General features: G+C 39.6%; 25 protein-coding genes. 24 read left to right on the top strand and 1 reads right to left on the bottom strand.

Annotated elements, in window-relative coordinates:
* The first annotated feature begins 106 nt into the window (after window positions 1-106).
* The 19 genes from ndk to MHH37_RS06970 all read left to right on the top strand — a co-directional run bounded on the left by ndk (window position 107) and on the right by MHH37_RS06970 (window position 14886).
* Window positions 107-526 carry a nucleoside-diphosphate kinase gene (ndk, locus tag MHH37_RS06880; RefSeq protein ID WP_008404915.1) on the top strand — a complete coding sequence of 140 codons (420 nt, stop codon included), beginning with the start codon at window positions 107-109 and terminating at the stop codon, window positions 524-526.
* A 153-nt stretch (window positions 527-679) separates the two neighbouring features.
* Window positions 680-895, top strand: a complete 216-nt coding sequence (locus MHH37_RS06885) for a hypothetical protein (protein WP_342575553.1) — start codon at window positions 680-682, stop codon at window positions 893-895.
* 39 nt (window positions 896-934) lie between these two features.
* The gene (locus MHH37_RS06890; protein ID WP_008404913.1) at window positions 935-1156 is read left to right on the top strand and encodes a hypothetical protein; all 222 of its coding nucleotides are present in this window, start codon (window positions 935-937) and stop codon (window positions 1154-1156) included.
* A 21-nt stretch (window positions 1157-1177) separates the two neighbouring features.
* A complete protein-coding gene (locus tag MHH37_RS06895; protein WP_008404912.1) occupies window positions 1178-1417 on the top strand; it encodes a hypothetical protein in 240 nt (79 codons plus the stop codon).
* Window positions 1418-1497: 80 nt separating this feature from the next.
* Entirely contained in the window at window positions 1498-2268 is a 771-nt protein-coding gene (locus tag MHH37_RS06900) for a CheR family methyltransferase (protein ID WP_014824305.1), read from the top strand.
* 265 nt (window positions 2269-2533) lie between these two features.
* Window positions 2534-3715 (top strand): chorismate synthase, encoded by a 1182-nt coding sequence (gene aroC, locus MHH37_RS06905; protein ID WP_008404909.1) that lies wholly within the window; start codon window positions 2534-2536, stop codon window positions 3713-3715.
* Window position 3716: 1 nt separating this feature from the next.
* The gene (gene aroB, locus MHH37_RS06910; protein ID WP_342575554.1) at window positions 3717-4802 is read left to right on the top strand and encodes a 3-dehydroquinate synthase; all 1086 of its coding nucleotides are present in this window, start codon (window positions 3717-3719) and stop codon (window positions 4800-4802) included.
* Between the two features lie 2 nt (window positions 4803-4804).
* The gene (gene aroH / locus MHH37_RS06915; protein ID WP_008404905.1) at window positions 4805-5167 is read left to right on the top strand and encodes a chorismate mutase; all 363 of its coding nucleotides are present in this window, start codon (window positions 4805-4807) and stop codon (window positions 5165-5167) included.
* A gap of 25 nt (window positions 5168-5192) precedes the next feature.
* Window positions 5193-6293 carry a histidinol-phosphate transaminase gene (hisC, locus tag MHH37_RS06920; RefSeq protein ID WP_342575555.1) on the top strand — a complete coding sequence of 367 codons (1101 nt, stop codon included), beginning with the start codon at window positions 5193-5195 and terminating at the stop codon, window positions 6291-6293.
* On the top strand, window positions 6290-7387 hold the full coding sequence (locus tag MHH37_RS06925) for a prephenate dehydrogenase (RefSeq protein WP_008404902.1): 1098 nt from the start codon (window positions 6290-6292) through the stop codon (window positions 7385-7387). Before hisC ends, MHH37_RS06925 begins: the two co-directional genes overlap by 4 nt.
* Before the next feature lie 12 nt (window positions 7388-7399).
* Window positions 7400-8686 carry a 3-phosphoshikimate 1-carboxyvinyltransferase gene (gene aroA / locus MHH37_RS06930; protein ID WP_342575556.1) on the top strand — a complete coding sequence of 429 codons (1287 nt, stop codon included), beginning with the start codon at window positions 7400-7402 and terminating at the stop codon, window positions 8684-8686.
* Between the two features lie 153 nt (window positions 8687-8839).
* Window positions 8840-10084, top strand: a complete 1245-nt coding sequence (locus MHH37_RS06935; protein WP_008404898.1) for a tetratricopeptide repeat protein — start codon at window positions 8840-8842, stop codon at window positions 10082-10084.
* Window positions 10085-10099: 15 nt separating this feature from the next.
* Entirely contained in the window at window positions 10100-10648 is a 549-nt protein-coding gene (locus tag MHH37_RS06940) for a ReoY family proteolytic degradation factor (RefSeq protein ID WP_014824302.1), read from the top strand.
* Between the two features lie 70 nt (window positions 10649-10718).
* Window positions 10719-11162, top strand: a complete 444-nt coding sequence (locus MHH37_RS06945; RefSeq protein ID WP_008404894.1) for a YpiF family protein — start codon at window positions 10719-10721, stop codon at window positions 11160-11162.
* A gap of 175 nt (window positions 11163-11337) precedes the next feature.
* A complete protein-coding gene (locus MHH37_RS06950; RefSeq protein ID WP_008404893.1) occupies window positions 11338-11844 on the top strand; it encodes a ubiquinol-cytochrome c reductase iron-sulfur subunit in 507 nt (168 codons plus the stop codon).
* A gap of 22 nt (window positions 11845-11866) precedes the next feature.
* On the top strand, window positions 11867-12541 hold the full coding sequence (locus MHH37_RS06955) for a cytochrome b6 (RefSeq protein ID WP_008404891.1): 675 nt from the start codon (window positions 11867-11869) through the stop codon (window positions 12539-12541).
* Window positions 12542-12580: 39 nt separating this feature from the next.
* On the top strand, window positions 12581-13375 hold the full coding sequence (locus MHH37_RS06960; RefSeq protein ID WP_342575559.1) for a c-type cytochrome: 795 nt from the start codon (window positions 12581-12583) through the stop codon (window positions 13373-13375).
* 181 nt (window positions 13376-13556) lie between these two features.
* Complete coding sequence (locus MHH37_RS06965; protein ID WP_041865769.1) at window positions 13557-14156, top strand: DUF1405 domain-containing protein; 600 nt, start codon at window positions 13557-13559, stop codon at window positions 14154-14156.
* 49 nt (window positions 14157-14205) lie between these two features.
* Window positions 14206-14886 (top strand): zinc metallopeptidase, encoded by a 681-nt coding sequence (locus MHH37_RS06970; RefSeq protein WP_008404887.1) that lies wholly within the window; start codon window positions 14206-14208, stop codon window positions 14884-14886.
* A 134-nt stretch (window positions 14887-15020) separates the two neighbouring features.
* Here the strand turns inward: MHH37_RS06970 and MHH37_RS06975 are convergent, their stop codons facing one another.
* Window positions 15021-15887, bottom strand: coding sequence for a YitT family protein (locus MHH37_RS06975; RefSeq protein WP_008404884.1), 867 nt, complete (start codon window positions 15885-15887; stop codon window positions 15021-15023).
* A 188-nt stretch (window positions 15888-16075) separates the two neighbouring features.
* Here MHH37_RS06975 and dapB point away from each other — a divergent pair, with 188 nt between their 5' ends.
* The 5 genes from dapB to MHH37_RS07000 all read left to right on the top strand — a co-directional run bounded on the left by dapB (window position 16076) and on the right by MHH37_RS07000 (window position 20644).
* Window positions 16076-16873 carry a 4-hydroxy-tetrahydrodipicolinate reductase gene (gene dapB / locus MHH37_RS06980; RefSeq protein ID WP_342575561.1) on the top strand — a complete coding sequence of 266 codons (798 nt, stop codon included), beginning with the start codon at window positions 16076-16078 and terminating at the stop codon, window positions 16871-16873.
* A 16-nt stretch (window positions 16874-16889) separates the two neighbouring features.
* Window positions 16890-17294 (top strand): methylglyoxal synthase, encoded by a 405-nt coding sequence (gene mgsA, locus MHH37_RS06985; RefSeq protein WP_014824300.1) that lies wholly within the window; start codon window positions 16890-16892, stop codon window positions 17292-17294.
* 84 nt (window positions 17295-17378) lie between these two features.
* Window positions 17379-18551, top strand: a complete 1173-nt coding sequence (bshA, locus tag MHH37_RS06990; protein WP_008404880.1) for an N-acetyl-alpha-D-glucosaminyl L-malate synthase BshA — start codon at window positions 17379-17381, stop codon at window positions 18549-18551.
* The gene (locus tag MHH37_RS06995) at window positions 18511-19680 is read left to right on the top strand and encodes a CCA tRNA nucleotidyltransferase (protein WP_342575562.1); all 1170 of its coding nucleotides are present in this window, start codon (window positions 18511-18513) and stop codon (window positions 19678-19680) included. Before bshA ends, MHH37_RS06995 begins: the two co-directional genes overlap by 41 nt.
* Window positions 19658-20644, top strand: a complete 987-nt coding sequence (locus tag MHH37_RS07000; protein ID WP_014824298.1) for a biotin--[acetyl-CoA-carboxylase] ligase — start codon at window positions 19658-19660, stop codon at window positions 20642-20644. The genes MHH37_RS06995 and MHH37_RS07000 overlap by 23 nt, the downstream gene beginning before the upstream one ends.
* Window positions 20645-20950 lie beyond the last annotated feature (306 nt).

Here is a 20950-nt window from a genome sequence, read left to right on the forward strand (position 1 = left end):
AGCCAATTTATGGGCAAATCTAATATTTGTTGCAGTATGAGTAGGATTTTGGTAATATTTATCGGTAGGTGTAAAACCTTTTACTCAAATTTAAGGAGTGTTTATAATGGCAATCGAAAAAACTTTTTTAATGGTTAAACCAGATGGCGTAGAACGTCAAGTAATCGGAGATATCGTTGACCGTTTTGAGCGTCGCGGTTTTGTAATGCGCGGAGCAAAATTAATGGTACCAACTCGTGATTTAGCTGAAAAACACTATGCAGAGCACGCTGAGCGTCCTTTCTTCGGTGAATTAGTAGACTTCATCACTTCAGGCCCAGTATTCGGTATGGTTTGGGAAGGCGAAAACGTTATCCAATTATCTCGTATCATGATGGGTGCTACAAAGCCAGAAGAATCAGCTCCTGGTACAATCCGCGGTGACTACGCTGTAACTTTATCTCACAACGTAATCCACGGTTCTGACTCTTTAGCTTCTGCTGAACGTGAAATCGGTTTATGGTTCCCAGAAGGAATCGCTGAATAATAAAACTTACAAAAAGCTACCACTTTTAAGTGGTAGCTTTTTTTATATGGAACAGGAAAAACATGGACTATTAATGATATAATAAATCGGAATAATGAAACTATTTTTGGAATACATACGTATAAAAAGTACTGATAGATTAGGGGGATGTATATGTGGGTTTTGGCCGTTATTTCAGTTATGGCAGTAGGGGCGATTGCAGTCATCACCGATGCGCGCAATGAAAGTAAACGGATAGAAGTAAATAAATTAACGAAAGAAATTGAGCTGGAACAATTACGTCTTGAAAATTACGATAAAGAAACAGAAAAAATGCGTCTGGAATTGGAACATTCAAAGCAAGTATTGCTGGAGCATAACCAAAAGTAATTATTCTACTAATTTAACTATTCATAAGGGGTGACATCCATGTTCTGGGCAATGATTACAATAATCGCTGTAGTAGGAATATTAACAGACACGTATACGAAAAATAAAAATATCGAACTAAAGCGTCTCGATAAAGAAATCAAACTTGAAAAACTTAGACTCGAAACTTACGATAAAGAAACAGCGAAGATGCAGCTTGAGTTGGAACAGACAAAGCAATTACTGCTTGAAACACAATTAACAGATCGATCAGACAAGTAAAATAGTAATTAGAGGAGCGTAATGAAACGTATGGAAGATATTATTATTATATGTATTATTTTCGGGTCAGGGGCTTTGATTGCATTAACCGCAATACTGACAGCACATAAACGGTCGAGTATGAAACTGCAAATTAGAATGTTGGAGAAAGAGGCCGAACTTGAACAGATTCGTTTGCAGAGCTACCATTCTGAAACGGAAAAGATGAAGCTGGAACTTGAACAATCGAAACAACTTTTGCTGGAAAGACACATTGATTAACGTTTATGGGTGAAATCTGTTTCGAGTTCTGAAATTTTCAGCTATAATAGGCATACGTTAGATGAGGGGAAAGATGAATAATGTCAGATTATGTACAATTTATTGATGGCATTAAGCGCAAAACGGGCATTGATTTAGCCCTTTATAAAGAGGCGCAAATGAAACGTCGGTTAACATCATTATATGAAAAAAAGGGATATCGGGACTTTGTTGATTTTTATAATGCATTGATAAAAGACCGTGAACTGATGAATGAATTTTTGGATCGCATGACAATAAACGTTTCAGAGTTTTACCGGAACGGAAAACGGTGGGAAGTATTACAAAATAAAATTTTCCCTTTACTGCTGCAATCTAACAAACGTCTGAAAATATGGAGCGCTGCTTGTTCAACTGGAGAAGAGCCGTATAGTTTGGCGATGGTGCTGTCCCACCACTTACCGTTATCCCAAGTGAATATACTGGCAACGGATTTGGATGAAAATGTTATCCAAAAAGCGAAGTTGGGCCTTTACCCGGAACGGTCTCTTGCAGAAGTGCCAAAACCTGTTCAGTCAAAGTATTTTACCCAAGAAGGTCCGTTTTACAAAGTGAAAGATGAGATTAAGCGTACGGTTAATTTTAAGAAACATAATTTACTAAATGATCCTTATGAATCGAATTTTGATTTGATTGTTTGCCGGAATGTAATGATTTATTTCACTGAAGAAGCGAAAGATCAGATCTATGCAAACTTCAGTAAAGCATTGCGTCCAGGTGGCATTTTATTTGTAGGGTCAACAGAGCAGATATTTAATCCTGCAAAATATGATTTTGAAGTTGAAGATACATTTTTTTACCGTAAAAAATAATAGTACAATAATAGATGCTCTGTCGAACGTAGAAGCTTAAGTTGAGATATACTTCAAAAAGCTATATATGAATGCGCTTTTCGGATAATAGAGCGAAAAGCGTATTTTTGTTTCTTTTTGCTGATAAATGTGGCGTTTTTTAGTTGGAACGTTCAGAATATTCTAAAATAGCTTGTTTAATAGCGGAAACAGTACTGTTATTTAATTTGAAATATGTTATAGTGAAAAATACATACTTTAGCGAGTTGAAGGGAGAAAGTGTTTAATGCGTTATTTAACAGCAGGTGAGTCACACGGACCACAATTAACAACAATTATCGAGGGGTTGCCTTCATTACTTCCAGTAACAGCAGAAAAAATAAATTATGATTTAAAACGTCGTCAAGGTGGTCACGGTCGTGGTCGTCGCATGCAAATTGAGACAGATACAGTGGAAATTGTATCAGGAGTCCGTCACGGGCAAACATTAGGCTCACCAGTCGCATTAGTCGTAACAAATGATGACTGGAAACACTGGACAAAAATTATGGGTGCGGCCGAGTTGCCGGAAGATATCGATCCATCTGAAATTAAACGTCAAATTTCACGTCCACGTCCAGGTCACGCTGATCTAGTCGGAGGAATGAAATACGGTCACCGTGATCTACGGAATGTACTGGAGCGTTCAAGTGCACGTGAAACGACAGTACGTGTTGCAGTTGGTTCTGTGGCAAAAGCGTTGTTAAACGAGCTTGGGATTTCGATTGTTTCTCATGTTACGGAAATTGTAGGTATTAAAGCTGACAGCAGTTTATTAGAAGGAAAAACAGCAGATGAAATCCGTGCAATTATTGAAAATGACCCATGTTACTGTATCGATCCGGAAGCTTCGGCAAAAATGGTTACAGCTATTGATGAAGCGAAGAAGGCTGGGGATTCAATCGGCGGTGTTGTAGAAGTCATTGTAGAAGGCTTACCTGCTGGAATCGGTTCTTATGTACATTATGATCGTAAGTTGGATGCAAAGCTGGCATCAGCAATGCTGAGTATTAATGCATTTAAAGGTGTCGAGTTTGGGATCGGTTTTGAAATGGCGCGCAAAAAAGGATCGGAAGTACACGATGAAATTTTATGGGATGAAGAAAAAGGCTATACACGAGCAACAAATCGTTTAGGTGGTTTGGAAGGTGGTATGACGACAGGAATGCCGATTGTCGTACGAGGTGTGATGAAGCCAATTCCAACATTATATAAACCGTTGCAAAGTGTGGACATTGAAACGAAAGAGCCGTTTAAAGCAAGTGTCGAGCGTTCTGACAGCTGTGCAGTACCTGCAGCATCGATCGTTGCGGAACATGTTATTGCCTGGGAAATCGCAAATGCAATTGTTGAGCAGTTCCATAGTGACCAATTACCACAATTAAAGGCGCAGTTGGATGAAATGCGTCAGTACACGAAGGAGTATTAATATGGAGATTCCTGTAAAAACTCCTTCACACTCATATGCTGTAACGATTGGGAAAGGGATATTACGTGAAGCTTTAACAGCACAACATGACTTGTTTACTAAAGCCGATAAAATCATCGTATTGACAGACGAAAATGTTTGGACAGCACAGCAAAGCTATTTTGAAGCGAATTTCCCTTATAAATTCGAAGTACATGTCATGCCTGCAGGGGAAAAGTGTAAAAGCTTTGAAAACTACAATAGGGTCCAAACATATTTACTTAAGCAAAAGTGTACTAGAAAATCACTCATTATTGCGTTCGGCGGTGGTGCAGTCGGTGATTTGGCCGGTTTTGTTGCAGCCACTTATATGCGGGGTATTCCGTTTATCCAAGTGCCGACAACAATTTTGGCGCATGATTCAGCTGTTGGCGGAAAGACAGCCATCAATCATGAATTAGGGAAAAATATGATCGGTGCATTTTACCAGCCGGAAGCCGTAATTTTCGATATAACATTCTTACATAGCCTATCCGAAAAAGAAGTGCGCTCAGGGATGGCAGAAGTAATTAAGCATGCTCTGATTTCCGATGCACAATGGGTGGAAGAGCTGCTGGAAGGTGATCATGTTACGGAACTTCCGGAAAATCTATTGGCGAATTATTTGGCGCATGGCATTCAAGTGAAAGCGACTATTGTTGAGCAGGATGAAACAGAACAGTCTGTCAGAAAGTATCTTAACTTAGGCCATACTTACGGACATGCAATTGAAGCAGCTGCAGGCTATGGACGTGTCGCCCATGGAGAAGCTGTCATGATCGGCCTTATTTTTTCACTTTTATTAAGTGAGAAATTCGGAAAAGTAAATCATCAATTTACAAAGCGCTTTTTACATTTTGCTATGGAAAATGGCTATCCGTTTGAAGCTGTTCGGGAATTTACTTTTGAACAACTGACTGAATATTTACTGAAAGATAAAAAAGCAGACTACGGTCAATTGCAGTTCGTACTGCTTGAAACGATCGGACAGCCATTTGTCCAAAAAGTTGAACTTGAACAATGCAGAGAAATTGATCGTCAACTAAGAGCATTATTAGCGGAGGTGTAGCAATGATTCGTGGAATTCGCGGCGCAATTACGATTGTTGAAGATAAAGCCGAGTATGTATGGGGAGAAACGGCAAGACTTGTGAAAGAAGTTGCGAAACAAAATAAGATTGAACCGGAAGATATTGCCTCTGTGACAATTTCTACAACACCGGATATTCATTCTGCCTTTCCTGCCAAATCGGTACGGACGATGCCAGGATGGCAGTATGTGCCGATTATGTGTATGCATGAAATGGATGTGCCGGGTGCATTGCCATTATGTATTCGAGTATTACTACATGTAAATACGGATACGCCACAAAAAGAAATCCATCATGTATATTTAGAAGATGCGGTAAAGTTAAGACCAGATTTAGTGAAATAATTGCAAGTTAGAGGAGACGTTGAAGATGAAGTGGAAACAACAGTTATTTGGAATGAAAGCTTACCAACCGGGTAAACCAATCGAGGAAGTAAAGAAGCTTTTCGGTTTAGATGAAGTCGTGAAGCTTGCTTCAAATGAAAATCCCTTTGGCAGCTCACCAAAAGTAAAACAATTTTTACAAAAAGATGAGTCCAATCATGCAATTTATCCAGATGGCTATGCACAAAGCTTACGTACATCGTTGGCGAATTTTTATGGTGTTGCAGAAAATGAACTTATTTTAGGGAATGGATCAGATGACTTAATCGCAATCATTACCCGGGCGTTACTTTATCCGGGTGTGAATACAGTCATGGCAGACCTGTCATTTTCTCAATACTGGCATAATGCAGAGATTGAAGGAGCAGAAGTGCGTAAAGTACCATTGAAAAACGGTGTCCATGATTTAGAAGCAATGCTAGAAGCAATTGATGAGAAAACATCAGTTGTTTGGGTATGTAATCCGAACAATCCGACAGGGACAATCGTATCGGATGACACATTAAGTGCCTTCTTGGCAAAAGTGCCTAAGGATGTTTTTGTAGTATTGGATGAAGCATATGTGGAATACATTAACGATGGCTCTTATAAAGATACATTGCATTATTTCCGTGACTACCCGAACTTAATTTTACTGCGCACATTCTCAAAAGCGTATGGATTGGCATCTTTCCGTGTCGGTTACGGGATTGCGCAGGCTGATATTATTGCGAAGCTTGATCCTGTGCGTGCGCCGTTCAACAATACGATCCTAAGTCAGCAAGTTGCGCAAATCGCTCTTCAGGACCAGGAATACATTGCCAGCTGTCGTGAAGCAAATGAAATCGGCAAAAAGCAGTTTGTAGAGTTCTGCGAGCAGCATGGATTAAATTATTTCCCTTCTCAAACAAACTTTGTGATGTTTGAAGTGAAGGCTCCGAGTAATGTAATATTTGAAGAAATGATGAAGCGCGGATTTATTATCCGAAGCGGTGCGGCACTAGGATTGGAAGGGTATATTCGGGTGACAATCGGTACGGAAGCTCAAAATGCGAGATTTTTACAATTGCTTGGAGAAGTCTTAAATGAGCAAGGAGTACTTGCATGACACGAAATGTCTTCGTAATCGGACTAGGGTTAATTGGTGGATCTGTAGCGATGGCTCTGCAGAAGGCACCACATACAAAAGTGTTCGGCTATGATGCTCATGAACAAACGCGACAATTAGCAGACACATTACAGGTCGTTCATGAAGTAGTTAAAAATCCTGCAGAGTTTGCAAAAGAAGCAGACGTAATTATATTCGGTACACCGGTAAATATCACACTCGATTTTATGGACCAGTTAAAGTCATGGGAATTAAAACGCAATGTCATTATTACAGATACAGGCAGTACGAAAGCGAAAATAATGGAAAAAGCATTAGAGCTGAGACAAATGGGTATTACATTTATCGGGGGGCACCCAATGGCAGGTTCCCATAAAAGCGGTATTACAGCAGCGAAGCCGTATTTACTGGAAAATGCCTACTATATGCTGACTCCTCATGAAGGAGAAGAACTTGAAAAGCTTGCGGCACTGGACGACCTGCTAAAATTTACGCTCGGTAAAATGGTCGTTGTCGATGCAAAGGTACATGATCATATGACGGCTGTTGTCAGCCATTTCCCTCATATTATCGCAGCATCTTTAGTACATCAGCTAAATAGTGAAAAAAAGACGTATCCGATGACCTCTTCGTTAGCTGCCGGGGGTTTCCGTGATATTACACGTATTGCTTCCTCGAACCCTGCTTTATGGCGTGACATTACAATGCAAAACAAGCAGGAATTAGTCGATCAGCTTGATAATTGGCTTACAGAAATGCAGCGGGTACGCAATTTATTAGCTGAAGGTGATGCGAAAGCAATCGAAAATTACTTCAGTGAAGCGCGTGATGTCCGGGACAGCTTGCCGGTTGCAAACGGTGCCTTATATATGCCGTATGATTTATATGTCGATATCCCGGATTATCCAGGGGTCATTTCAGAAGTGACAGGCTTATTGGCAGAAAATAATATTAGTATTACAAATATTCGTATCGTTGAAACACGTGTCGATGTTTTCGGTATTTTAGTCATTAGTTTCCAGACAAACGAAGACCGGGAACGTGCTGCACAATGCATTGAGCACAAGGCGAAGTTCGATACTTATATTTCTTAAAGGGGGGTTCATATGAGTACAACATTACAATACAGTCAACCGTCATTACGGGGAGATATTACAGTACCAGGTGATAAATCTGTCTCGCATCGCTCGGTTATGTTCGGCTCCATTGCAGAAGGAAAAACGACTGTCAGCGGCTTCTTATTAGGAGAAGATTGTCTGCGTACAATTGACTGCTTCCAAAAGCTTGGGGTAGACATTGAAGTGAACGGGACAGATGTAACGATAAACAGTCCAGGAATCGACGGTTGGACAGAACCGAAAGAAGTGCTTTACACAGGAAATTCCGGTACGACAACGCGTTTAATGTTAGGCCTGTTATCCGGCACGAAATTACATACGATCATGACAGGTGACGCATCGATTGGTAAGCGTCCAATGCGCCGTGTTGCAGATCCATTGCGATTAATGGGTGCGCAAATAGCCGGACGAGACAATGGTCAGTATACGCCACTTGCCATTCAGGGTGGACCGTTAAAAGCAATTGACTACAAAATGCCTGTTGCAAGTGCCCAAGTGAAATCAGCTATTTTACTTGCCGGTATCCGTGCAGAAGGTACAACGGTTGTGCGTGAGGAAGAGATTTCACGTGACCATACAGAACGTATGCTGCGACAGTTCGGTGCAACAGTAACAGTTGAGGATGGTGTCGTGTCACTGCAGGGCGGCCAAACACTGACGGGGACACATGTAAATGTGCCTGGCGATATTTCCTCGGCTGCATTTTTCCTTGTTGCTGGTGCAATCGCGAAAAATAGCCGAATTGTTCTAAAAAATGTGGGGATCAATGAGACTCGTGACGGCATTTTGGAAGTGCTTCAAAAGATGGGTGCGCAAATGTCGGTTGCTATCGATGACGAGAATGCGGCAGAACCAACTGCCACAATCACGATAGAAACTTCCGATCTGAAAGGAACGACAGTGGAAGGGGCTATTATTCCACGCTTAATCGATGAAATTCCGATTATTGCGCTGCTTGCCACACAAGCAGCCGGTAAAACGATTATTAAAGACGCGGAAGAACTTAAAGTGAAAGAAACAAATCGTATTGATGCCGTTGTCAATGAATTAAAGAAGCTGGGCGCAAATATTGAAGCAACAGATGACGGTATGGTAATCGAAGGCCCAACACCTTTACATGGCGGAAGTTTAAGAACATATGGTGATCATCGAATCGGGATGATGGGTGCAATCGCTGCCCTTATTGCGGACGGAGAAGTGGAATTGGATGATGCGGACTGTATCGCTGTTTCCTACCCAACTTTTTTTGACCATATCAATAATATTTTAAAATAATGATTTGCGGAGATGTAAAAAGAACTCACTTTTTACATCTCCTTTTCACTTTGCCAAGATGAATTTTATAAAACATCCAGATTCTTTTTCTTGTGATGCATTGCTTCGTCATGTAGCATAATATTGAGAACAAAAGAAAAAGGTGAACTACACATGGAACTATTACTACAAGCGATTCAAGAAGGAAATTTAGAGGAGATTAACCGACTTCTTGAATCTTTTTTAATGGATGCTGAACCCGCAGCACAATATGAAGTAGCTGAAGCACTTATGCATTACGGATTTTTAAATGAAGCAGACCGCGTATTTGAGCATTTGCAATTTTTATTTCCTGAGGAAGCGCAAATTTCAATCGACCGAGCAAGTGTGCTAATTGAGCTAGGTGAAGAGGATAATGCCCTTGATTTATTAATGGGAATTGCCGATGATGCACCAGAATATCCTCAAGCATTGTTAGTATTGGCGGACTATTATCAGATGCAGGGATTATTTGAAGTGGCGGAACAACGAATTAATGATGCGCTGCAAATTTTACCCCATGAACCTTTACTGCAATTTGCCAAAGCGGAATTATTATTTGAAACAGGACGTTTTACTGAGGCTGTTCGAATTTATGAGGAGCTTTATGCAATCGATAAAAAGTTTGCCGGTATAATTTTAGCCCAACGTCTTGCGGAAGTTTACCGTGCAGGTGCAGGTTATGAAACGGCCCTCGATTATTATATGGAAGCACTTGAAGAAGAAGTTACAGCAGATTTACTGTTTGGCTCGGCCTATGCAGCCTTCCAGACGGAAAAATATGAGCTTGCTATAAAACAATTGGAAGATTTAAAAGAGTTGGACCCTGACTATTTCGCTGCTTATTTACTGCTGGCGGAAAGTTATGCAATGCTCGAGGATAATGAGCGTGCTTTAAAAGTGATTAAAGAAGGTCTTAAACGAGATGAATACGATAAATCCCTCTATTTATTTGCGGGGAAAATGGCGATAAAAAATGGCAAACAACAAGAAGCGGTAGAGTTTTTAAGTGAGGCTATTGCCTTGGATCCAGAATATATGGAAGCAATTTTAGTATTAATGTCTGTTTACAATACGGAACAACGTTATGAAGAAATTATTTCACTATATGAACAGTTGCATCAAAATGAGTTCGAATGGGTCGCTTTATATCCATTTGTGGCCAATGCTTATAATGAAGAAGAACTGTTCGAAAAAGCATACGAAATTTATAAAGAGGCATATAATGAATTTAACGATGATGTTGAATTTTTAGAGAAGTACTTCCTGTTTTTAGTTGAGGACGGCAAGCGTGATGAAGCAAAACAAATTGCAGAGCGACTTGTCCAATTACAGCCTTCTGAACAGCAATGGACTGATTTATTAGAACGCTTTGAGTAAAGGGAGGATTGCATGTTGACATATTCCGTACCACTGAATGACAAAAAGTTGTTTATCAGGTGGTTTTTGAAAAATTTCCAGTTAAAAAGACGTGAAGGTGTATGGATTTTAAATTACTTACTAAGTAATGATGACTTGTTGAAAAACGTTCACTTTGTTGATGAAGCACATTATTGCCCGCGTTCCATTGTTATGTCGACAATTGAGACGACGAGCATCCCATTCCGATTTTATAAAGAAAATATTATGACATCCGATGCTGAAAAAGCATTCCATGATTTACGTATTAATGCTCATGAAGCAATTTATTTTCAGTTGAATTTTCCTAGTGTACCGCCTGATCCTCTGTATTTGGCGGTACTGGAGGAGAATCCTTATGTACCTGCTGATATCTTTATCAGTGAAAAAGACCGTCTAGCAGCAGAGCGTTTGTTGGAAAATAGTGTTCTAGAGTTCCAGGAACAGCAATTATTGAAAGAAATTGATGAAGCGCTGGATTCGGGAAATAAAGAGCGTTTTTTCGAGTTATCTAATTTATTGCAGGCATTAAAGCATACGAAGTAATTTTGAACTTTATAAAAAAATTACTTCTTTCCTATTTTCAGAAGTTTTATATGTACTAGGAGGAAAGAATATGAACTTTATTGTAAAAGATGTAGAGCAGTTTCAGGCACAAAAGCAGTTTATAGATACGGCGATTGTCCCGCTCGTACATTTGGATTTTTCGGATCAAGGAATGAAGCAGAGCAGTTCTGCTTCAGAATATTTAATGACGTTGACGAATTTCATAGAACAGCAGTTTAAAGGTCGTCTTTTATTATTCCCCCCCTTTTCATATACGATGGGATCTAAGTCAGATACAATGCCAGCTACATTGGAAAAAGAACTGAAGGAAGCAGGTTTTAAAGCAGTGGTCTTTATTACCTGTGACCATTCATGGACTGAATATAAAGAATATTTAAATATTATTTGGCTTCCAGCTATCCCGCTTGAGTCCATGGATCAAGCCGTTAAGCAGCGAATTTTGGAAGATCAGTTAAAACAAGTCATCCCAACTTTTACGAAAATATGGATTTAACGAGCAATTATCTGCAACATTTGTTTCATTAAATGTTCACAAACTACACTTTTGGAAATGAATGCTATATTGACCAACTTATTCAGTTGATATATCATAGATATGTCCTAGTTATTTACTATTTTAAAAAGTATATGTCCGTTGGACTGACCTTTTAGTAAGAGGGGGGAAAAGGATGAGTAGGAATCGAGTTACAAGACGTCAATTTTTAACTTATACAATTACTGGTGTAGGTGGATTTATGGCGGCAGGAATGTTAATGCCAATGGTACGTTTTGCTATTGACCCAATTCTTCAGTCAAAAGAAGATGGAGATTTTGTACAAACAAGCAAAAAAATTGCCGAAATTACAGAAGTTCCAGTTAAAGTGGACTTCTCGTATGAACAGACGGATGGTTGGTACAAATCAGAAGTAGCAGATGCTGCTTGGGTTTACAAAGAAGGTGACGAAATCATCGCAATCTCACCTGTATGTAAGCATTTAGGGTGTACTGTAAACTGGGAAGGTAATCCAGAACACGCAAATCAGTTCTTCTGTGCATGTCATGCGGGACGTTATGAAAAAACAGGTGTAAACGTCAAAGGTACACCACCTCTTGGACCACTGGATATGTATGAAGTGTCAGAAAATGATGGTTTCTTAATGCTTGGGAAAAAAATCGCTAACACACACAGTAAATAAATAAGTTAGGGGGTACGACACAGTGCTAAATAAAATTTATGATTGGGTCGATGAACGTTTAGATATTACTCCTATTTGGCGTGATATTGCCGACCATGAAGTGCCAGAGCACGTTAACCCTGCCCATCACTTTTCAGCATTCGTTTACTGTTTCGGGGGATTAACATTCTTTATTACAGTAATTCAAATTCTATCAGGTATGTTCTTAACGATGTATTATGTACCAGATGTAGAGAATGCTTGGAAATCAGTTTACTATTTACAAAACGAAGTAGCATTCGGTGAAATCGTTCGTGGTATGCACCATTGGGGGGCATCTTTAGTAATTGTCATGATGTTCTTACATACACTTCGTGTATTTTTCACAGGTTCATATAAAAAACCGCGTGAATTAAACTGGTTAGTTGGTGTAGGTATCTTTGCCATTATGTTAGGTTTAGGTTTCACAGGTTATTTATTACCATGGGATATGAAAGCATTATTCGCAACTAAAGTAGGTATCGAAATTGCTGCATCTGTTCCGTTTTTAGGTGAAACGATAAAAATATTATTAGCTGGGGATTCCACGATTATCGGGGCGCAAACATTAACTCGTTTCTTTGCAATTCATGTATTCTTCTTACCAGCAGCGTTATTTGCTTTATTGGCAGTTCACTTTATTATGATCCGCCGCCAAGGTATTTCAGGACCTCTATGATCCGAAACTAATTGTACTATTTTTTAAGGAGGGGACACTATGCAACGCGGAAAAGGTATGAAGTTCGTAGGTGATTCACGTGTAAAAGCGAATAACCGTATGCCGAACGTGCCAAAAGATTATTCCGAGTATCCGGGGAAAACAGAAGCTTTCTGGCCTGACTTCTTATTAAAAGAATGGATGGTTGGTGCAGTTTTCTTAATCGGTTATTTATTATTAACTGTCGCACATCCTTCACCACTTGAAGGTCCGGCAGATCCAACAAATGCATCGTATATACCGTTACCAGACTGGTACTTCCTATCAATGTACCAACTATTAAAATACTCTTATGCATCTGGTCCATATAACGTAATTGGCGCGATGGTCATTCCAGGTATTGCATTTGGTTCATTAGCATTGATACCATTTTTAGATAGAACACCTGAACGTCGACCATTTAAACGACCATTACCGACAGCATTTATGTTGTTGGCAATAGCAGCACTTATTTATACAACATGGGAATCTGTTCAGGCTACTAACTGGGAAGCAGTTCATGCTCAAGGTGAAATTACGGATAAACATTTAGGATTGCTTCCGGATGTTGAAGTAGATGAAACGTCCGAAGGTTATGAAATCTATCAGGCCCAAGCTTCATGTATTGGGTGTCATGGTGGAGACCTGGCAGGAGTATCCGGCCCAATGCTTCTCGGCAATGAGTTAACAGCTGAAGAAGTTCAAGAAGTAATTGTGAACGGACGTGGCGGTATGCCTGCCGGAGCATTTACAGGTACAGAAGAAGAACTTCAAGTTTTAGCCGAATTTATTGCAGGATTAAAAGAAGCTGAATAATTTTTACACTGGAGAGTCAGAATATTGACTCTCTTTTTAATTTTCATTTAGTTGCAATGTTATAGTGAGCGCTTGCGTATCAATTGAGAACATATATAATTAAAGACGTACAATATTTAGTTTAGTTGCACAGAATACATAATACGGAATGATGAAGAATGAAGGAGAAAAAGGTGAACAAATGAAAGCATATATGATGCAATTATGGTACGTGTTAAACCATCGTGCCTTTTTAACCTTACTGCTTATTATTAACTTGCTTGGTACGATTTACGGCTATTACTGGTACCGAGGGCAGTTGGCAGTAACAGAACCGATTTACTATATATTCGTACCGGATTCGCCCACCGCAAGCTTATTTTTCTGTTTTGCCATTATTGGTTGGCTGATCGGCAGAAATTTTAAATTAATCGAAGTTCTTGCCTTTATCACGTTAATTAAATATGGATTATGGGCAGTTGCGATGAATCTTCTAACATTTGCGGAGAATGGACAGTTGGGAATGGATGGTTGGATGCTCGTGGCCTCACATTTTTTGATGGCTGTACAGGCTGTTCTTTATTTACCGAATTATCGATTTAAAATGTGGCACGTGATGGTTGCGGCCATTTGGACATTGCATAACGATATAATCGATTATTTATTTGGGCAAATGCCATTTTACCGAGTCATTTATCAGTATCCGAGCGAGATTGGGTACTTCACTTTTTGGCTTTCTGTGGCCTGCATAATCTTTGCTTTTCTCGAAAGTCGTAAGCGTGAATATTTGCAACAAGACTAGAAAGCCTTTAAAATTAAAGAATAGAAAGAGATAGAAAGGGAGTTCGATAATGGGATTGTATATCATTTATTTTATCATCATTTTGCTGTTACCGTTGTATGCGCAAATGAAGGTAAAGAGTACGTACAAAAAATTTGCTCAAGTTTCAGCTGAAAAAGGGATGACAGGTGCTCAAGTAGCACGTTATATTTTAGATCAACATGGTTTAACAGATGTTCGTGTAGTTCCGACTCAAGGCTATTTAGCTGACCACTATAATCCTGCAACTAAAACGGTTGCCTTGTCTGAAGACAACTACTATAATTCTTCAATCGCCGGTACAGCTGTAGCGGCGCACGAAGTCGGTCATGCAATGCAACATGCGGAGGCTTATTCGTTTTTAACATTACGTTCGAAATTAGTGCCAGTAGCTAATATTTCATCGAATATGTCTTGGATTTTTGTAATGATCGGTATTTTTGCTTCATCTTCAGGTTTCCTGTTACTGGGTATTGCTTTATTATTAGCAGGTGTTGTATTCCAAGTTGTAACATTACCGGTTGAGTTCGATGCTTCAAAACGTGCGATGAATGAAGTTGTTTCTTTAGGTATTATCAACAATACTGAAGAACGCTCAGCACGCAAAGTTTTAAATGCAGCGGCAATGACATATGTTGCAGCAGCAGCTGTAGCAGTAATGGAGCTATTACGTTTAATCCTGATCTACACTGGTATGACTTCGGAAGATTAATCATTAACGTAAAAAAGTTGAAAAAAAAGAAAAAAGTCATTTTCTCATTAGGGAAAATGACTTTTTCTTTTGATAATTATTCAAACATTAACCTAAGTATGTCCACTTAAATCAATGGACTTTATAAAAAAGGCCTAATGGATAGGCTGCTTTTTATCATCCAGTGTGAAGCCTTCTCCTGTTACATCGCGAACATCCATGACGGAAACAAATGCATGTGGATCAACGCCGTGGACGATGTTTTTTAACCGGACGAGTTCGTTTCGGCCGATGACACAGTACAGAACATCGCGATGCTCTTTTGTAAAATGCCCATGTCCGTCAAAAACGGTTACGCCGCGGTCCATGTTATTTGTAATTAAGTTTGCGATTTCATCAGACTTAACAGAAATAATAAACGCGCCTTTTGCTGAATAGGCACCTTCCTGCACTAAATCGATGACACGACCGCCTACATAAACGGCTACTAATGTATACATCATCGAGCGGGCATCCAAAAACGTCATCCAGGAAAGGATTATGACAAAGAAATCAAAGCCGAACATCGTTTTACCCATACTCCAACCAAGATATTTATTTGCCAGACGGGCTAAAATATCGACCCCGCCAGTTGTCCCTCCGAATCGGAACACAATCCCTAAACCGATTCCGACAAATACCCCTGCAAACAACGATACAAGGAATAAATCATCCTGCAAGTTCATATCGACTTCGTAAATTTGAAAGATTTTTAAGAATACTGATACGCTAAGTGTACCGATGATCGTATAGATAAATGATTTTTTCCCTAGTAAACGCCAGCCTAGAATAAACATTGGAATATTTAATAGTAAATTCATTAATGCTGGGTCCCAATTTAGTGTAAAATATAAAATAAGTGTAATACCACTAAATCCACCTTCACCCAGTTGGTTTTGCATATTAAAGTGGACAAAACCGAAACTGAATATTGCGGATCCTATCAGAATTCCGATGATATTCTGTATTTTTATTCCTTGCATAGTAAACCTCCTAAAATCGGTTGAGTAAGAATATATGTGTTGGAGCAGAAAAAAGGTTACATTGTTTATTATGTTTGATTTTGTCGCATTTGACAACAATATGGATGAACGGTTGAATGACGCAACATATTACTCAAAATAAATAAACAAGGATAAAGCAACTAAAAGTAAAAAGGAGTTATTTTAGTATGACAATTAGAGTAGCAATTGCCGGTGCACGAGGCAAAATGGGTACAGAAGCAGTACATACAATCATGAATAATGACGGGATGGAACTTGTGTCAGCACTCGACTATAAAGAGGTCGGTACATCACTGGGCTTTCTAGAAGAGTTTCCGAATCATTATGAAGTTCCGATTTATACAAATTTTGTTGAGCTTGTGCGTGAGACAAAGCCGGATGTGCTTTTGGATTTAACAAATCCGCTTTGTGTTTATGAACGAACAAAACAGGCACTACTACATAATATACGTCCAGTTGTAGGGACGACAGGTTTTACCGAAGAACAACTTGAAGAACTGCAGCAAATGGCAACCGAAAGACAATTAGGCTGTATTATTGCGCCGAACTTCGCGATTGGTGCAATATTAATGATGAAATTTGCCAAAGATGCCGCAAAATATTTCCCGGATGTGGAAATTATCGAAATGCATCATGATCAAAAGCTTGATGCGCCATCTGGTACCGGCATTAAAACAGCGCAAATGATCAGTGAAGTACGAAAGGCGAAAAAGCAAGGGCATCCGGATGAAAAAGAAACACATACTGGTGCAAGAGGCGCAAACTATGACGGAATGCACATCCATTCAGTAAGACTTCCAGGTTTAGTAGCGCACCAGCAAGTACTGTTTGGCAGCACAGGTGAATTATTAACGATTCGTCATGATTCTTTAAATCGCGGAAGCTTTATGAGCGGTGTTACATTTAGTATTGAAGAGGTAATGAAAACCAATACATTAATCTATGGATTAGAGAACATCATTTAGAAATGAGTTGATAATAATGAAAATTGCATTAATAGCACATGATCGGAAAAAGGATAATTTAATTCAGTTTGCGATTGCTTATCGCGGTATTTTGAAAGAGCATGATCTATATGCGACCGGCACTACGGGCACAATGATTGAAGCCGAAACAGCACTTCCGATTACGAAGTTTCGCTCAGGTCCACTTGGGGGAGATCAGCAAATTGGTGCGATGATTGCCAATAATGATATGGATATGGTATTTTTCTTCCGTGATCCATTGACAGCGCAGCCGCATGAACCGGATGTTATGGCGTTAGTGCGGTTATGCGACTTGTATCATATACCGCTTGCGACAAATATGGGGACAGCGGAAATTTTATTAAAAGGGCTTCAGGAAGGTTTTGTTGACTGGCGCATTTTAGAAGAGCGCAGAAAATAAAGAGCCAGTCAATTTTACTTTATAAATGTGTTAAATCATTTTGAAGAAAGTTAAAATCGTATTGTTGAAAGGATGGGGAGCCGAATGAAGAAATTAAAAATTGGTATTACATGTTACCCGACAGTGGGAGGCTCGGGTGTAATTGCAACAGAGCTAGGTAAAATGTTGGCAGAACGAGGACATGAAATTCACTTTATTACATCAAGTGTGCCATTTCGACTTAATAAAATTTATTCAAACGTCTTTTTCCACGAGGTTGAAGTGAATAATTATTCGGTATTTCAATACCCACCATACGATATTGCATTAGCAAGTAAAATGGCTGATGTTATAAAAGAGGAAAAACTCGATTTATTACATGTTCATTATGCGATTCCTCATGCGGTTTGTGCGGTATTGGCCCGTCATATGAGCGGCGAGAACTTTGGTATTGTCACAACACTTCACGGAACAGATATTTCTGTTTTGGGAGAAGATTCTACGCTGGCGCAGGCAATCAAGTATGGAATTGATTGTTCGGATGCAGTGACGACTGTTTCGGAATCGTTAAAACAGCAGACGTATGCTTTAATCGATACGAAAAAACCGATTGAGACAATTTATAACTTCGTCGATGAGGATGTATTTAAGCCAGTGGACCCTGGCAATCTAAAAGAGCAATTTGGTATTTTGCCGCATGAAAAAGTAATTATCCATGTGTCGAATTTCCGTAAAATAAAAAATCTGCCGGATGTAGTCGAGTCATTTCTGAAGATTCGTGAGCGTATTCCGGCGAAATTATTATTAGTCGGGGATGGCCCGGAAAAGCATCGTGTCACAGATATGGTTAAAGATTCACCTTATACGGATGATGTTTTGTTTTTAGGTAAGCAGGAAAACATTACAGAACTTTTTGCAATCAGTGATTTAAAGTTATTGCTTTCAGAAAAAGAATCGTTCGGGCTCGTATTATTGGAAGCGATGGCATGCGGTGTACCAGGTATCGGTACTGCCATCGGAGGGATTCCTGAAGTGATCAATGATGGTGTGAACGGCTATTTGGTGCCACTTGGTGATACCCAGGCTGTCGCGGATTATGCGGTCGAACTGCTGCAGGATGAAGAAAAACATCAAGCTTTCAAAGAAGCCGCACTACAATCAGTACGCGAACAGTTCCATCAAACAAAAATGGTTGAACAATATGAACGGATATATGAAAGTGTGGTTGAAAAAAAGAATGATTCCGCAACAATGGCAAGCGGCAAAGGAAGTCATTAAAAAGATTGAACATGCCGGCTTTGAAGCATTTATTGTAGGTGGAGCGGTACGTGATTATTATTTGAAAAAGGAAAATAATGATGTCGATATCGCAACGAGTGCAATGCCTGAAGAAATTCAAACGATCTTTTCACAAACAATTGATGTTGGAATCGCTCACGGAACGGTCATTGTACTGGACTGTGGAGAGCCAATCGAAGTGACAACTTACCGGACAGAGTCTACTTACAGTGACCATCGTCGTCCGGATACTGTCGAATTTGTTCGTAATTTACAAGAAGATTTAAAACGCCGGGATTTTACAATGAATGCGATGGCACTTAGCCAATCGGGAGAGTACATCGATTATTACAATGGCCGCCAACATATCGATAGCAAAGTTATTTGTGCGGTAGGTGAGCCGGATCAGCGTTTTGAAGAAGATGCTCTCCGAATGCTGCGTGCTGTCCGATTTGCTGCACAGCTTCACTTCTCAATCGAGGAAAATACATTCGAAGCAATCCGGAAAAAAGCAGCTTCAATTGAGTATGTTGCAATCGAGCGCATTCAAGTTGAACTTTCAAAGATTTTTATATCTGCTCATGCGTCATTCGGCATTGATTACATGGAAAAAACGACATTGGGCGATTACTTGCATGGCAATTTTACTGCTTCTAATTGGGCACACTATTATTCGGAAGATCGCCAAGTTGGGTGGGCATATTTTTGTTTAGTAAACGGCAGCGATTTATCGCTGCTTACGAAGTATCGCTGTTCAAATAAGGATAAGCTTTTCGTAAAAACAGTTTTGGCTGCCTATGAAAGCTTACGCAATGGGATGAGCCTTGTTGATTTGTTACGCTACGATACAATCGTTCTTAAAACGTCCTTCCAGTTTACTATTTGGCAAAATTGTAAACTTGAATTGAGTTATGAAGAATTAGAGGCCCGAAAAAGTGGATTGCCAATTCAGCATGTAAATGAGCTTGCGATTACAGGAAAAGACTTGTTGGACTGGTCCTCAAAAAAGCGCGGCAGTTGGATTAAACAGACATTAGATGCAGCAGTAGAAGCGGTCTTAAATGAAGAAGTACAAAATGATAAACAACAATTAAAGGAATGGTTTTATGCATTTCACGATGAAGGATGAAATTTTGAAACGGTTTTTGACTGCGGAAGGAGAACCGATTTCCGGCCAAGTGTTGGCGGATGAGCTAAATGTGTCTCGAACTGCTATATGGAAACATATGCAAACATTGAAGCAGGAAGGCTATGAGTTTGAAACAGTAAAAAAACGCGGGTATAAACTTCTATCTGTCCCGGATAAAGTGGATATGGGACAATTGCAGCAATTTTTGACGACGGAACGTTATGGCCGCCAAGTACATTATTATGAAACGGTTGAGTCGACACAGCTTGTTGCGCATGAACTTATCCGAGCTGGTGCACCGGATGGCACGGTTGTCATCGCTGAGCATCAAACAGCAGGGCGAGGGCGGATGATGCGTGAATGGGAATCTACAGAAGGGCAAGGGATTTGGATGACGGTAATCATTCGTCCGGATGTTGCCCCACACCAAGCCCCTCAATTTACCCTAGTCACTGCTGTAGCCATTGTTGAAGCGATGAAATCCAGTTTTAAAAATTTCACTCCTGAAATCAAATGGCCGAATGATATTTTAATTAACGGCAAAAAAACAACGGGAATTTTGACTGAAATGGTAGCTGAGGCTGATCGTATCCAGGCATTGTTAATTGGTATAGGCATCAATGTCAACCAGAAGATAGATGATTTTCCTGAACAGTTACAAACGATTGCTACTTCGATTGCGATTGAAGAAGGAGAACCGATTGAACGTGTACATTTCGTCGCCAATGTGCTTGAATCTTTGGAGAAATACAGTGATGAATACGTGAAAAATGGCTTCGGTCAAATAAAACAGCTATGGGAACAGTCTTCGGGGACAATCGGAAAGCGTGTAAAAGCAACAACACTGCGGGAAGTTGTTGAAGGGGAAGCTGTCAGTATCACTGAGAGCGGTGTCCTGGAAATTCGTCAAGCGAACGGGGAAATTAAAGGCATTTACTCTGCGGATATTGAACTTTTACCGTAAAAGCTAAGTAGAAATGTTTTTTACATTAATTATTTATTCTGTACGTTTTCTTCCAAACTTGTTATAGTAGCTTTAGGACAGTATCTTAATAGAACTGTACCTGCAACTGCTAGTCAACATTTAAAAAATCTGCTTTGATCTACACAAGACAGAGACGGAAGAAAACGCGCATAAATGAATTCATTTTATACTTGTCGTTGGATTATTTCCATTTTAAGTATGGAATGTATTGAATTTACGTATGGTACTACCCTTCTGTCTAATTTTAGATAGAAGGGTATTTTTGTTTTCTTTCCACTTAAGGAG

Origin of the sequence: Solibacillus sp. FSL K6-1781, assembly GCF_038630735.1 — a bacterium.
Taxonomy (GTDB): Bacteria; Bacillota; Bacilli; order Bacillales_A; family Planococcaceae; genus Solibacillus; species Solibacillus silvestris.